The organism is Streptomyces sp. NPDC052079 (assembly GCF_040680275.1).
GTDB lineage: Bacteria > Actinomycetota > Actinomycetes > Streptomycetales > Streptomycetaceae > Streptomyces.
On record NZ_JBFAWL010000002.1, the window covers coordinates 199,993 to 213,114 of the forward strand.

The following is a 13,122-nucleotide window of genomic DNA, read 5'->3' on the forward strand; positions in this document are numbered from 1 at the left end:
CGCGTCCCGCCGAGGGACTCACTCACGGGGTAACTCTCAGGTACCAGGGGTATGACACCGCTCCTAATCAGTGAGCAGGAGTGAGTCTTGGACCCATTCCTGGTCACTGCGGACACCCCGAACGGTTTTGGATGTCCTGGTTGCCCGCGTACTCGCCGCGTCCGGCGGCACGGATCGTGTCCGTGGTCCGGGGATGCGGGGGCGGGGTCCCTCACGCCCAGGGGCATGCCGGTCGGCCTGGACGGTCCGATGCCCGTGCACATCGCTCTGGTGTGCACGGGGCGGTGTCGTCCGTCGCCGGATCGGGTGTCCCTGGGCGCGTCGTCCGATCGCGATGCTCGCCGCATCGTGCCGGGTGGTCCTACGGGTGGGGCCGGCCATCGGCTTTTGCCAGTGCTGGGCGCCCCACTTGCTGGTGTAGGCCGGGTCCACAGCGATGATCGTGATACCTGTGGCGTCGGCCATGGAGGTCAGCCGGGCGCGGAGCTTGCCGGTGGGCATGCCGGAGATGAGTTGTCGGAATCGGCGCTTGCGCCCGTGCTTCTCTCTGGTCTTCTCGGTCTGGAAGTCGAGGTCTTCGACCGCGATGGCCTTGACGCCGCAGGTCTTGGCCCAGTTCAGCAGCCGCGTGAGGGCGTGCCGTACCTGGGCGTCGCGGTGCTGGGCGCCTGCGGACAGGTCGTAGAAGAACCGGCGCGGCCGGCCAGTCGGGTTGCCGTGCGTATCGAGGCGCCATGCGGCGAGGTGGTCGGCGTTGGTGTCCACGCCGATCACGCCATCGGCGAGGGCGGCTTTGAGTGAGATGGTCTGGGTGGGTGGGATCTGCCAGGAGGCGTCCACGTACCAGCGCCCGCGTCCCGTGTCGTAGTGGATACGGTAGGCCACGGCCCGGTTCGCCTCCACGCGGTCGGCCCACTCCTGCCCCCGGTGGGGGAAGCGTACCTTTGCGGCGAGTACGTACCGGCCGTGCTTGGCGTTCGCCAGGTGGGCGAGCGGGGCCGGGAGCCTGATCGACACTTCGCCCTGGGGGGTGATGCGGATCGTCTCGTTGCCGAACCTTTTCCCCGACTCGCCGTCCGCCTGGAGGAACCAGCGCCCCGCTTCCCACCGCTCACGCCACTCGGCCTCGGTGAGCTGCGCGGTGTCGAGGTTGTCACGGGTGGCCAGCAGACGTTTACCGCCACGCACGACGTGCACCCGGCCCGCTTCCCGGTCAGCCCGGACCTGGTCGAGCCGGTCCTCCAGCACATGCAGGCGGCGTGCTTTGTTAAACCACTCGTGCGCGCAGCGGTAGCCGCCCGGAGTCCGCTTGGTGCCCTTCTGGCCGACCGGCAGCGACAGCCGGTGGCGGATCGTCGTGATACCGGCTTCGAGGGACTGGACGTGCGCGGCCTGGCCGCGCCGGGCGAGCGCCCACTGGTCGTGCGTGGCCCGTGTGATCGACCCGGCCCACCTGGACGACGACTCAGCCGTCAGGTCCCGCTTACGGGCTGCCCATGACTCGGTGGAGTGCTCCAGGCCGTGCGCGCAACGCGCTTTGAGGTCCTTCGAGGCGAGCGAGCCCAGGTGTGCACCCACCACGCGCAGAGCCTTCTCATCCGCGGGCGTGAGGTCCCTCAGCCGGGTACGTACCGCCACACCGGACGGGCCGAGAGCGACGAACGGCGCGGCGATCGGGCGGAGGTCAGCCATGTTCGGCCGCTTCCAGTGCCTTGCGGGCGCGGTTCTTCGCCGACCTGCGCCCGTACAGACGGGCGCAGAACGACGTCAGTACCTCCACCATGTCCCGCACCAGGTCGTCTTCGACCTCGCCGTCGTCCACCACCACCAGGCGACGGCCCGTCGCGGACAAGGCGGCCTCGACAAGTTCGACGTTCGTCCGGCCGAGCCGGTCCTTGTGCTCCACCACCACGGTGGTCACGTTCGGGTCGGCCAGCAGACGCCGGGCCTTGGACCGGCAGCCGTTCATCCCGGAAGCGATCTCCGCCTCGACACGAACGACTCGGTGACCGGCCTGCGCCGCCCACGCCGACAGCCGGGCGACCTGGCGTTCCAGATCGGTCTTCTGATCGTGCGAGGACACCCGGGCATACAGGCCCAGACCGCCGATGGCCTCGGGCGTGATGTTCGCGTCGATGTTCACCAGGATCGTGCGCGGCCCGACCCGCTGAGCCGGTACCGGCAGCGTCCCCTCACGGAACCAGCGATACGCGGTCTGCGGATGCACGCCCTGCGTCTTCGCCCATTCCGTCAGATTCATACCCTGACAACGACACTCACCTACACATGGTTACGCTCACTTACCCGACTTCGCGGACCAGCAGGTGGAGACCCCTCGACCGCACCGGCGCTTCACCACGCCAGCTGGGTGATCTCCTCCGCCACCACAGCACACGCATCCGCCGCCGGATCGATCAGCGGAAAGTGCCCCACGTCCTCCAGCAACGTCACCCCCACCACCTCCCCCGCCTTCGCCGCCGCCTCCGCATACGCCTCAGCAACCGCCTGCGGCACGTCCACGTCGGCGCGCCCCTGCACCAGGGTCGTGGCGATACCAGTGGGAAGCAGCAGCGCAGGATCCGCACTGACCCGCCGCTCGGCGAATTGATCGTCACCACCAAGGAGTTGACGCACCGCATCACCGCACACACCAAGCTTGTCGGCAACCGCAAGGTCGGCAATCGGCGCGAGCGCGACAACACCCCGCAGCGGCGGAGGAGCATCCGTGCGCCAGGGGCAGTCGGCAGGCAGCAGATGCCGCGCGGCAGCCCACAGCGCCAGATGACCACCGGCCGAGTGACCGGTCAGGACGACCCGCCGCGGATCAGCCCCCGGCAGCTGCGCCCGGATCAACGCCGGCAGGGCATCCATCGCGGCGGCGACATCGTCGAACGTGTCAGGCCACCGCCCGGCGACCGCGGAACCGCCCGCCTCCCCCGCACCGCGCCGGTACTCGACACTGGCCACGGCGAAACCCCGCCCGGCCAGGAAGGCCGCGAACGGGCTGATGTGACGCCGGTCGTACGGCGCCCGCCAGGCACCGCCGTGCAGCACCACGACGACGGGCGCGGGCCCGTCCGCCCCGCGCGGCGCGTAGAGGTCTATCAGCTGGTCGGGATCGTCGCCGTACGTCACCGTGGCGTCGGGTTCGACGGGCGGATGGGAGAGCGCCGACTGCTCCTCGGCGGCGGCCCGGGCGGCTGCGACGTCGTCCGTCATGCTCCAACCTCTCAGCGATACAACGTGGGTGACGGACCGGGCGGGAACGCGGCCGTTCGGCCGGACGGTATCAGGGCGGCCACGTGCCCCGACATGGGGATGTCACGCTCGGTCAGCGGGCCGGGAGGCGACCCCGTACGACGTCACCCCCCGGCCCCCGATCACGCCAGCACCTCCGCCAACACCTCCGCCAGCACCCCCGCCGCCCGCTCCACCTCCGCGAACCCGACGTACAGCGGAGTGAACCCGAACCGCAGCACATCCGGATGACGGAAGTCGCCGACCACGCCCCGCTCGATCAACCGCTTCATCACCTCACCCGCGTCCTCGCACCGCAACGCGACCTGGCTCCCCCGCTCCCCGTGCGCCCGCGGCGTCACGCACTCGACCCGGCCCTCGGCCACGTACTCCCCGACGCACTCCAGGAAGAAGTCCGTCAGCGCGAGCGACTTGGCCCGCACCGCGTCGACCGTCACGCCGTCCCAGACCTCCAGGGCCGCCTCCAGGGCGAGCATGGAGAGGATGTCGGGCGTGCCGACGCGCCCGCGCAGCGCGCCCGCCGCCGGCTGGTAGTCCGCACGCATCCCGAAGGGCTCCGCGTGGGAGTTCCAGCCGGGCAGCGGGGAGTCGAAACGGTCCTGCAGATCGGCGCGCACGTACAGGAACGCCGGTGAACCGGGGCCACCGTTCAGGTACTTGTAGGTGCAGCCGACCGCCAGGTCCACGCCGTGCTCGTCCAGCCCGACCGGCAGCGCGCCCGCGCTGTGGCACAGGTCCCAGACGACCCGCGCCCCCGCCGCGTGCACGGTGGCCGTCAGCGACGGCAGATCGTGCAGCCGTCCGGTGCGGTAGTCGACGTGGTTGAGCAGCACCGCCGCCGTGCGGTCGCCCAGCGCGTCCGGGACCTCGGACGGCGCGACCGGACGCAGCGTGCAGCCGGTCATCCGGGCCGCCGAAGCGGCGATGTAGCCGTCCGTGGGGAACGTGGTCGCGTCGACCAGGATCTCGTCCCGCCCGGGACCGGCCGACCGCGCCGACCGCGCCAGCCGCACCGCGCCCACGAGTGCCTTGAAGACATTCACACTGGTGGAGTCGCCGACCACGATCTGCCCGGCCGCCGCGCCGACCAGCGGCGCGATCCGGTCACCGATCCGCTCCGGCGCCGTCCACCAGCCGCCTTCGGTCCAGGACCGGATCCGCAGCTCGCCCCACTGCCGGCGTACGACGTCCTCGACCCGTCCGGGGACGGCCACGGGGAGCGCGCCCAGTGAGTTGCCGTCAAGGTAGACCACGTCGTCGAGGGTGAACTCCTGCCGCTTGGCGGCCAGTTCATCGGCGGCGTCCAGCTTCTCCGCCCTCAGCGCCAGCTCAGACATAGGACCTCGCCGTCCACAGCTCGGGGAACACGCTCTTCTGCGCCCGCTTCTCCAGCCAGGCCACCCCGGCGGACCCGCCGGTACCGGTCTTGGCGCCCATCGCGCGACGTGTGGCGACCAGGTGGTCGTTGCGCCAGCGCCACACCAGCTCGGCGACATCGGTCAGGGCCTCGCCCAGGCGGGCGACCTCGTCCCGCTCGTCGCCCGCGTAGACGGCCGTCCACACCGCCTCCACCTGCGCCGACGGCTCGTACTTCTGCGACACGTCGCGCCGCAGCACCTCGTCCGGGATCGCGTGCCCGCGCCGCGCCAGGAACCGCAGCACCTCGTCGTAGAGGCTCGGTTCGTGCAGCGCCTTCTCCAGCTCGGCGTGCACGCGCGGCGCGCCCCGGTGCGGGACCAGCATGGACGCGGACTTGTCGCCGAGCAGGAACTCCATGCGCCGGTACATCGCCGACTGGAAGCCGGACCCCTCGCCGAGGGCGCCGCGGTAGGAGTTGAACTGGGCGGGGGTCAGGCCGCTCAGCGGCCGCCAGGAGGCGTTCAGCGCCTCCAGCTCCCGCCGCGACCGCCGCAGCGCGTCGACCGCGGTCGGTACGTCGTCCTCGCGCAGCGCCTTCGCCGCGGTCTCCCACTCGTGGACGATGACGGTGAACCACAGCTCCATCACCTGGGTGGTGACCAGGAAGACCATCTCTCCGGGATCGTCGGAGAGGGTGTGCTGGAGGTGGGTGAGGACGTCGGCCTTGACGTAGTCCTCGTACGGGGTGGTCCCGTTGAAGTCGAGATGCGGGGTCTCGGGCTCGTGAGCCTCGTGGGACATCGCTGTCTCCTGAAATGTACTCCGGGTAGCGGTCCGCCCCTGCCGTTACCGGCACGGGGGCCCCGGTCCCCACGGGGCATCCTGCGTATCGTCCCCCGAAACCGCAAGGCCCGCCTGCTCACAGGCGGGCCTCGGGCAAACAACGGCTCAGCCCAGGACCTGGGCCGCCGTCGGGGAGGAGTCCTTCAGGAACTGCGAGCAGCGCTCGTACTCCTCCTGCTCGCCGATCGCCTGCGCGGCGCGGGCCAGGGCGTGCAGGGCGCGCAGGAAGCCCCTGTTGGGCTCGTGCTCCCACGGCACCGGGCCGTGGCCCTTCCAGCCGTTGCGGCGCAGCGCGTCCAGTCCGCGGTGGTAGCCCGTCCGGGCGTACGCGTACGACTCCACGACGCTGCTCCGCTCGAACGCCTCGTCGGCCAGCCGCGCCCAGGCCAGCGAGGAGGTGGGGTGCTGGGCGGCGACGTCGGCGGGCGAGGTGCCGGACGCGAGCAGCTCGCGCGGGCCGGGGTCGTCGGGGAGGTGGGTCGGGGGCGGGCCCCCGAGGAGGTTTTCGTGAATGGACATGGGTCCAGTCTCGTACATCAGCGTGCCTCGCCGCCGCGCTCCCTCCCCGCCTCCAGCGGGGGCACCGCCACGCTGCCATGAGTACGGCACTCCGGCCTGCTGCAGTCCGGGGCCGGGCGGCGTACCGTCGCGAGGGCGATGGCGGACCCGGCGACCAGGACGCCCGCGCACAGGACCATCGCCCGGCCGAACGCGTCGTCGAAGGCGTCCGGCAGCCGGTACGCCTCGGGCCCCATGCCGGCGAGCAGCGGCAGCGCGGCCACCGCCACGAGACCGGCCGCACGGGCGGCGGCGTTGTTGATGCCGCTGGCCAGGCCCGCCCGGGAGGTGTCCACGGAGGCGAGGACCGTCGCGGTGAGCGGCGCCACCAGGGTGACCATGCCGAGGCCGAGCACCAGCAGCGCGGGCAGCACCTCGGTGGCGTACGAGGCGCCGGGCCCCACCCGGAGCATCAGCAGCATCCCGGCCGCGCACAGCAGCGGCCCGACGGTGAGCGGGATGCGCGGGCCGATCCGGTCGCCCAGTGCGCCGGAGCGGGCGGAGAGCAGCAGCATCAGCGCGGTCGTGGGCAGCAGGGCCGTGCCGGCGGCCAGCGCGGACCAGCCGACGACGACCTGGAGCTGGAGCGTGGCGAGGAAGAAGAAGCCGCCGAAGGCCGCGTACACACACAGGGTGACCACGTTGACCGCCGAGAACTGGCGGGAGGCGAAGATGCCGAGCGGCATCATCGGGGCCGGGCGGCGCTTCTCGACAAGGACGAAGGCGACCGCGGCGGCCAGACCCGCGACCGCGGAGACGGCGACGAGGAGGGAGCCCTCGTCGGCCTCGATCAGCGCGTACGTCACCAGCGCGAGGGCGACCGCGCCGAGCGCCGCGCCGAGGACGTCGAACCGGCCCTCGGCCTCCCCGCCCGCCGACTCCGGCACATGGCGTACGGCGACGGGGGCGCAGAGCAGCGCGAGCGGCACGTTGAGGAGGAATACCCATCGCCAGCCGGGTCCGTCCACCAGCCAGCCGCCGACGAAGGGGCCGACGGCCGCGCCGATCCCGCCGAAGCCGGACCACAGACCCACCGCGCGGCCCCGGTCGTCGGGGTGGAAGGACGCCTGGATGAGCGCGAGCGAGCCCGGCGTGAGCAGCGCGCCCCCGACCCCCTGGAGCGCCCGGGCGGCGACGAGGATGCCGGCGTTCGGGGCGAGGCCGCACAGTAGGGACGCCACGGCGAACCACAGCACCCCGATGACGAACACCCTGCGCCGCCCGAACCGGTCGCCCAGCGCCCCGCCCAGCAGGATCAGTCCGGCCAGCGTGACCATGTAGGCGTTGACGGTCCACTGCAGTGCGGCGAGGTCGGCGTCGAGGTCGCGGCCGATGCGCGGGAGGGCGACGTTGACCACGGTCGAGTCGAGCAGGGCCATGCTGGAGCCGAGGACCGTGGTGAACAGAATCCACTTGCCCTGCGGGGAGGACAGCCGGACGTCGGGCATGCGGCGAGCATACGGAAGAGCCCGGCACCGTGGCGGGTGCCGGGCTCGCACTCCCGCAGGTGTTACTTGAGGCGGGTGCCCGCGGAGCGCAGGTTCCGGCAGGCCTCCACGACACGGGCGGCCATGGACGCCTCGGCGAGCTTGCCCCAGGTGCGCGGGTCGTAGGCCTTCTTGTTGCCGACCTCGCCGTCGACCTTCAGCACGCCGTCGTAGTTGCGGAACATGTGGTCGGCGACCGGACGGGTGAACGCGTACTGGGTGTCGGTGTCGATGTTCATCTTCACGACGCCGTTCTCCAGCGCGGTGAGGATCTCCTCCCGGGTGGAGCCGGAGCCGCCGTGGAAGACGAAGTCGAACGGCTTGGAGCCGGCCGGCTTGCCGAACTTGGCGGCGACGCCCTCGTTGAGCTCCTTCAGCAGCTCGGGACGGAGGACGACGTTGCCCGGCTTGTACACGCCGTGCACGTTGCCGAAGGACGCGGCGAGCAGGTAGCGGCCCTTCTCGCCGAGGCCGAGGGCCTCCGCCGTACGGACGGCGTCGTCGACCGTGGTGTAGAGCGAGTCGTTGATCTCGTGCGAGACACCGTCCTCCTCGCCGCCGGTCGGGGTGATCTCGACCTCGAGGATGATCTTCGCGGCGCGGGCGCGCTCGAGCAGCTCCTGCGCGATGGAGAGGTTGTCGGCGAGGGTCTCCGCGGAGCCGTCCCACATGTGGGACTGGAACAGCGGGTTGCGGCCGGCCTTGACGCGCTCCTCGGAGATCGCCAGCAGCGGACGCACATACCCGTCGAGCTTGTCCTTCGGGCAGTGGTCGGTGTGCAGGGCGACGTTGACGTCGTACTTCTCGGCGACGATGTGCGCGAACTCGGCCAGCGCGACGGCGCCGGTCACCATGTCCTTGCGGTACTGGCCGCCGAGGAACTCGGCACCGCCCGTGGAGATCTGGACGATGCCGTCGCTCTCCGCCTCGGCGAAGCCGCGCAGTGCCGCGTGCAGGGTCTGGGACGAGGTGACGTTGATGGCCGGGTAGGCGAACTTCTCCGCCTTCGCCCGGTCGAGCATCTCGTTGTAGACCTCGGGGGTTGCGATGGGCATCTGTCCGCTCCTTATGCGTGCGGTGTGGCGTACTGCGTACGGTCGGCCCTGACCTGGAACCTTGGATGCGACGTCATTGTCGGGCCCATCTTCCCAGACTTGCCCGGCTGGTCGACGGTGCAGGTCGAGTCGTTATGTCGGGCGATGTCCGGCACGGGGTGCCCTGTCGCGCCCGTGGGGCTCAGTCGAGGCCGAGTTCGTCCTTGGAGTAGGCGAACAGGTACGGCACTCCGGCGCCCTCCTGGATTTTCTCGGCGGCACCGGTCGCCCGGTCGACGATGGTCGCCACGGCCACGACCTCCGCGCCGGCCTCGCGCGCGGCCTCCACGGCGGTCAGCGGGGAGCCGCCCGTGGTGGAGGTGTCCTCGACGACGAGCACGCGCCGGCCCTTGATCTCCGGGCCCTCGACGCGCCGCTGCAGCCCGTGCGCCTTGGCGGCCTTGCGCACGACGAAGGCGTCCAGCTTCCGTCCGCGTGCGGCGGCGGCGTGCAGCATGGCGGCCGCGACCGGGTCGGCGCCCATGGTCAGCCCGCCCACCGCGTCGAACTCCAGCTCCGCGGTCAGGTCCAGCAGCACCTGCCCGACCAGCGGGGCGGCCTCGCCGTCGAGGGTGACGCGGCGCAGGTCGACGTAGTAGTCGGCCTCCAGACCGGAGGAGAGGGTCACCTTGCCGTGCACCACGGCCTTGTCCTTGATCTGCTGCAGCAGCGCGCCGCGTGTGTCCGTCATGCCAGCCAGCTTAAAGCCGGGTCCAGCTCCAGGTCGTCGAGGCCTCGAGCGGCTCCAGGGGGGTGACCAGGCGCGGGTGGGTGTTCAGCCCGTCGGGCGGCCCGGTCTGCGGCTCCACGCAGACGGCCTCGCGCTGCTCGTCGTACACCACGACCCACTCCTCGCGGCTGGTCACCCTCAGCTCCAGCTGCCCCGGCCAGGTGAGGGTGACGTCCACGCCTCCGGGCATGCCGAAGCAGTCGTCCCAGGGGCCCGGCTTCGGGTCGGTCCGCCGCCCGGTCGGCAGATGGTCCTCCCCGCGTTCCTCCTGCCAGGCGGGCGTGAAGCCGATCGTCACGTCGTCGCCGCCGAGGGTGCGGTTGAACCACGGGTGCCAGCCGATCTGAGCGGGGAAGGACGATCCGTACGTCTCCACGCTCATCGTCAGCGTCAGGGCGCCCTCGGTCAGCGCGACCTGCTGGGTGACCCGCCCGGGGTACGGCCACGGCTCGGCGAGGTCGTACGTCAGCACGGCCTCGTCGGTGCTCTTGCGGGCGGTGCGCCAGGCGGCGTTGCGGGCGGTGCCGTGGATGGCGTGCGGCGGGGCGTTGAGCGGCATCTGCCGGACGGCGGCGCCGTCCCGGAACCGTCCCTCACGGATCCGTCCGCACCAGGGCACCATCGGGAAGCACCCGTACCGCTGCCCCTGCCGGAGCAACTCGACGCCCGCGACCCGCAGCCCACCGATCCGCCCGCCGTTCCCCGGCAGTACGTCCACTTCCGCGTCCGCCGCGGTCAGCGTGATCTGTTCGTTACTCACGTAACGACCCTACTGGGACGATCAAGAGGGCGTCGCGTGGCGGCGGGGCTGGGCGGGCCAGGGGGGCGACCACGCGTGGGGCACCCGCGGGGACTCGCAGGACACCGGGGACCCGGCCGTAACAACGGCGTCCGCCGAAGGCGCGATCGCCACGACCACCCCTGGGCGCCGACGCCCGGCCGACGCCTCGAGGAACACGGGAACCCCTCACAGGACACAAGGCGCCCGCATCCTAGGCCAACCGGAGGCGGCTCCCGGGGCACTGCGGATCGCCCGGCCTTACTCAGCGGCGTCCGCCCAGGGACCGGTCGCCACCACCACCCCGGGCGCCGACACCTCGCGGAACACGGGAATCCCTCCCGGACACAGGGCGCCCGCATCCCGGGCACCCGGAGGCGGCTCGCGGGGCACCGCGGATGCCGTGCTCAGCGGCGTCTGCGGAGGGCTCGGATTGCCACGACCGCCGAGGCCACGGCGAGGGCCGCCGCGGGTGCGGCCCAGCGCAGGGAGGGGGAGGACGAGATCGTCTGCGGGGCGGGGACGGGGGCGTAGCGGCCGCGGGGCGGGGCGTGGTCCACCTCTTCGGCGCTGCGGCCGATCATCGTCCGCCGGGCGTGGGCCGCCTCGGCGACGGAGTCCTCGTCGGCCTCTTCGTCATCCTCGTCGTGCGGGATCTCCGAGTCGAAGACGGACCGGCTTTCGTCGTCTGCGTCCGGTGTGGGCGGGGGCGGCGGGGCATCGTCCGCGTCCGGGGTGGTCTCGAAGTCGGTGGTGGCCGGGGGCTCGAAGTCCCCCGTGGAGAGGAGCTCCGGGGACTCGGGCTCCTGGTCTTCGGCCGGTCCGGGCGACTCGGCCGCGACGCTCCCCAGGTTCTCCGCGAACCGGTTCAGCAGGCGGGTCACCGCCACTGTCACCGCGTCGGGCGGCAGCTCCTTGACGCGCCCGTCGGCCGTCGCCGTACCGGTGATCCGCACGGTGGTGCCGGCGTCGGCGGGCCGCAGGCGCAGCCGGAGCGCGAGCTTCACCGTGCCGCTGCCCCGGGCCTCGGTCGCGTCACCGTCGAGGGCGTAGGAGCCGTCGTTCCGCGAGGACACCCGTACCGCGCCGCGGTAAGTGACGGAATGGCTGCCGACGCGGACCTTCAGGCGGCCGGCGACGGGGTCCGCGCCGGCGTCGTGCTGGAGCCCGGGGACCGCCCGGGCGACCCGCGCGGGGTCGTCCAGCACCTCCCTGAGCCGCTCCTCCTCGACCGGAACGAACACCTCGTGCTCCATGAATGCGGAGCCTACCCAGCCGGCGCCGGGCTGCACCCCCGTCCGCGAGAAGTCGCGGCGCGTCGGTGCGGAACGCGGCAGGGGGCTCAGCCGGTGTAGCGGGGGTGGACCAGCGTGGACGGCGGCAGACCGCGCACCCGGGTGTCCTCGGCGGCAAGGACGTCCGCCGCGAGGGAGGCGCCGGTGAGCGTGCGCGGGCGGGGCCCGGCCGGGTCCAGGCGCGCTTCGGGGGCGTGTCGGGCGGCGGCCAGCACGAACCCCCAGTCGCGATGGACATGGGCGCTGTCCGCGGAACTGCGGTCGGGTCCGGCGGCGAAACCAGCCAGCCGCCCGCGCACGCGGTAGGCGGCGGTGCCGAAACCCGCCGCGCGGAGCGTCGAGTCGACGGTCCAGAAGTCACGCGTGCGGGATGCCACCGCACCCCCGTGCACCACCAGCCGCCCGCCGGGCGCCAGCACCCGCCGGGCCAGCCCGTAGAACTCCTGCGAGTACAGCTTGGTACTCGCGGCGATCCCGGGATGCGGCAGATCGGAGACCACCACGTCGTACCCGGCCCGGGGCGCCCGCCGCAGCCAGTCGAAGGCGTCGGCGGTGGTCACGCGCACGCGCGGGTCACCGAGGGAGCGTCCGTTGAGCGCGGACAGCGCCGGGTCGCGGCGGGCCAGCCGCACCACGCCCGCGTCGAGCTCGACGACGTCGATCCGGCGCACACCGCCGTGGCGCAGCACCTCCCGCACGGCCAGCCCGTCGCCGCCGCCGAGGACGAGCACGCGCGCGTGGGGCCCGTTCATCGCGGGGTGCACCAGCGCCTCGTGGTACCGCCGTTCGTCCTGGCCGCTGACCCGCAGCCGCCCGTCCAGGAACAGGTTCAGCGGCCGCCCGTCGCTCCCGCCGGTGAGCAGCACCTCCTGTACGTCCGTCTGCAGGGCCACGCGTACGTCCGAGCCGTACATGGCGTGCCGGGCGGCCCGTTCGAAGTCGTCGACCAGGACGGCGGCGGTGCCCAGGACCGCGAGCACGCACACGTTGGCGGTCACCAGCATCCGGCGGGCGCGGGGGGTGAGGTCCCGCCGGAACAGCCCGAGCACCAGCGCGCCGCCGACCACCGCGTTGACGGCACCCGTGATCAGCGCACCGGTCAACTGGCCGAGCAGCGGCAGGAGAAGGAAGGGAAAGGCGAGCCCGCCGACGAGGGCGCCGACGTAGTCCGCGGCGGACAGATCGGCCACCGCGCCACCCGCGTCCTGCCGGCGGATCCGCTGGATCAGCTCCATCAGCAGCGGCACCTCGGCCCCGATCAGCAGCCCGGTGGCGAGGGAGAACGCCACCAGCAGCGCACGGGGGCCGTCCGCCCACATCCCGCCCCAGTCGCCCGTCCAGGCGAACACGGCGTACAGCACCATCGCGCTGCACCCGCCGACCAGGGCCAGGGCCGCCTCCACGGCGCCGAAACCGGCCGCCGCGTGCCGCCGCAGCCGCTTGGCGGCCAGGGAGCCGATGCCCATCGCGAAGACCATCACGGACAGCACGACGGACGCCTGGGTGACCGAATCCCCCATCAAGTACGTGGCCAGCGCGACCAGTTCCAGCTCGTACACCAGACCGCAGGCCGCGCAGACGAACACTCCCGCGAGGACCAGGAACCGCCCAGTGCCCGGCCGGACGGGCAGCCGCACCGCGCTCCCCGCGTCGCCGCCCGGCCCGTCCCCGGACTGCGCGGAGCCGGGCGGTGCGGGGGCCTGCGGTTCGATCACCTCAG

12 protein-coding genes are annotated in these 13,122 nt (G+C 72.5%); all 12 read right to left on the reverse strand.

The genetic code is table 11. The features are described 5' to 3' along the window. Positions 1-63: 63 nt before the first annotated feature. The gene (locus AB0L56_RS05355) at positions 64-1,692 is read right to left on the reverse strand and encodes an IS200/IS605 family accessory protein TnpB-related protein (RefSeq protein ID WP_365419226.1); all 1,629 of its coding nucleotides are present in this window, start codon (positions 1,690-1,692) and stop codon (positions 64-66) included. Next, positions 1,685-2,260 (reverse strand): IS607 family transposase, encoded by a 576-nt coding sequence (locus tag AB0L56_RS05360; protein WP_365419228.1) that lies wholly within the window; start codon positions 2,258-2,260, stop codon positions 1,685-1,687. Before AB0L56_RS05360 ends, AB0L56_RS05355 begins: the two co-directional genes overlap by 8 nt. A gap of 92 nt (positions 2,261-2,352) precedes the next feature. Further along, positions 2,353-3,219 (reverse strand): alpha/beta hydrolase, encoded by an 867-nt coding sequence (locus AB0L56_RS05365; protein WP_365419231.1) that lies wholly within the window; start codon positions 3,217-3,219, stop codon positions 2,353-2,355. Between the two features lie 161 nt (positions 3,220-3,380). Further along, the gene (kynU, locus tag AB0L56_RS05370) at positions 3,381-4,595 is read right to left on the reverse strand and encodes a kynureninase (protein WP_365419234.1); all 1,215 of its coding nucleotides are present in this window, start codon (positions 4,593-4,595) and stop codon (positions 3,381-3,383) included. Beyond that, the gene (locus tag AB0L56_RS05375; protein ID WP_361036316.1) at positions 4,588-5,418 is read right to left on the reverse strand and encodes a tryptophan 2,3-dioxygenase family protein; all 831 of its coding nucleotides are present in this window, start codon (positions 5,416-5,418) and stop codon (positions 4,588-4,590) included. The genes kynU and AB0L56_RS05375 overlap by 8 nt, the downstream gene beginning before the upstream one ends. Positions 5,419-5,565: 147 nt before the next feature. After that, positions 5,566-5,979: a DUF3151 domain-containing protein gene (locus tag AB0L56_RS05380; protein WP_365419238.1), complete on the reverse strand. Its 414-nt coding sequence runs from the start codon at positions 5,977-5,979 to the stop codon at positions 5,566-5,568. A 17-nt stretch (positions 5,980-5,996) separates the two neighbouring features. Continuing rightward, complete coding sequence (locus AB0L56_RS05385) at positions 5,997-7,466, reverse strand: MFS transporter (RefSeq protein ID WP_365419240.1); 1,470 nt, start codon at positions 7,464-7,466, stop codon at positions 5,997-5,999. 62 nt (positions 7,467-7,528) lie between these two features. Beyond that, a complete protein-coding gene (gene fbaA / locus AB0L56_RS05390; protein WP_361036326.1) occupies positions 7,529-8,560 on the reverse strand; it encodes a class II fructose-bisphosphate aldolase in 1,032 nt (343 codons plus the stop codon). Between the two features lie 181 nt (positions 8,561-8,741). Beyond that, a complete protein-coding gene (gene pyrE / locus AB0L56_RS05395; RefSeq protein ID WP_361036329.1) occupies positions 8,742-9,290 on the reverse strand; it encodes an orotate phosphoribosyltransferase in 549 nt (182 codons plus the stop codon). Between the two features lie 10 nt (positions 9,291-9,300). Continuing rightward, on the reverse strand, positions 9,301-10,089 hold the full coding sequence (locus AB0L56_RS05400; protein ID WP_361036332.1) for an aldose 1-epimerase: 789 nt from the start codon (positions 10,087-10,089) through the stop codon (positions 9,301-9,303). Between the two features lie 425 nt (positions 10,090-10,514). Then, positions 10,515-11,363 (reverse strand): SRPBCC domain-containing protein, encoded by an 849-nt coding sequence (locus AB0L56_RS05405; protein WP_365419243.1) that lies wholly within the window; start codon positions 11,361-11,363, stop codon positions 10,515-10,517. Between the two features lie 86 nt (positions 11,364-11,449). Then, positions 11,450-13,117, reverse strand: coding sequence for a polyamine aminopropyltransferase (locus AB0L56_RS05410; RefSeq protein WP_365419246.1), 1,668 nt, complete (start codon positions 13,115-13,117; stop codon positions 11,450-11,452). Positions 13,118-13,122 lie beyond the last annotated feature (5 nt).

Coding starts and splice junctions, on each gene's coding strand:
- AB0L56_RS05365 (WP_365419231.1), bottom strand. CDS start 3,219: ATGACGGACGACGTCGCAGCCGCCCGGGCCGCCGCCGAGGAGCAGTCG.
- kynU (WP_365419234.1), bottom strand. CDS start 4,595: ATGTCTGAGCTGGCGCTGAGGGCGGAGAAGCTGGACGCCGCCGATGAA.
- AB0L56_RS05380 (WP_365419238.1), bottom strand. CDS start 5,979: ATGTCCATTCACGAAAACCTCCTCGGGGGCCCGCCCCCGACCCACCTC.
- fbaA (WP_361036326.1), bottom strand. CDS start 8,560: ATGCCCATCGCAACCCCCGAGGTCTACAACGAGATGCTCGACCGGGCG.
- AB0L56_RS05360 (WP_365419228.1), bottom strand. CDS start 2,260: ATGAATCTGACGGAATGGGCGAAGACGCAGGGCGTGCATCCGCAGACC.
- AB0L56_RS05405 (WP_365419243.1), bottom strand. CDS start 11,363: ATGGAGCACGAGGTGTTCGTTCCGGTCGAGGAGGAGCGGCTCAGGGAG.
- AB0L56_RS05355 (WP_365419226.1), bottom strand. CDS start 1,692: ATGGCTGACCTCCGCCCGATCGCCGCGCCGTTCGTCGCTCTCGGCCCG.
- AB0L56_RS05375 (WP_361036316.1), bottom strand. CDS start 5,418: ATGTCCCACGAGGCTCACGAGCCCGAGACCCCGCATCTCGACTTCAAC.
- AB0L56_RS05385 (WP_365419240.1), bottom strand. CDS start 7,466: ATGCCCGACGTCCGGCTGTCCTCCCCGCAGGGCAAGTGGATTCTGTTC.
- pyrE (WP_361036329.1), bottom strand. CDS start 9,290: ATGACGGACACACGCGGCGCGCTGCTGCAGCAGATCAAGGACAAGGCC.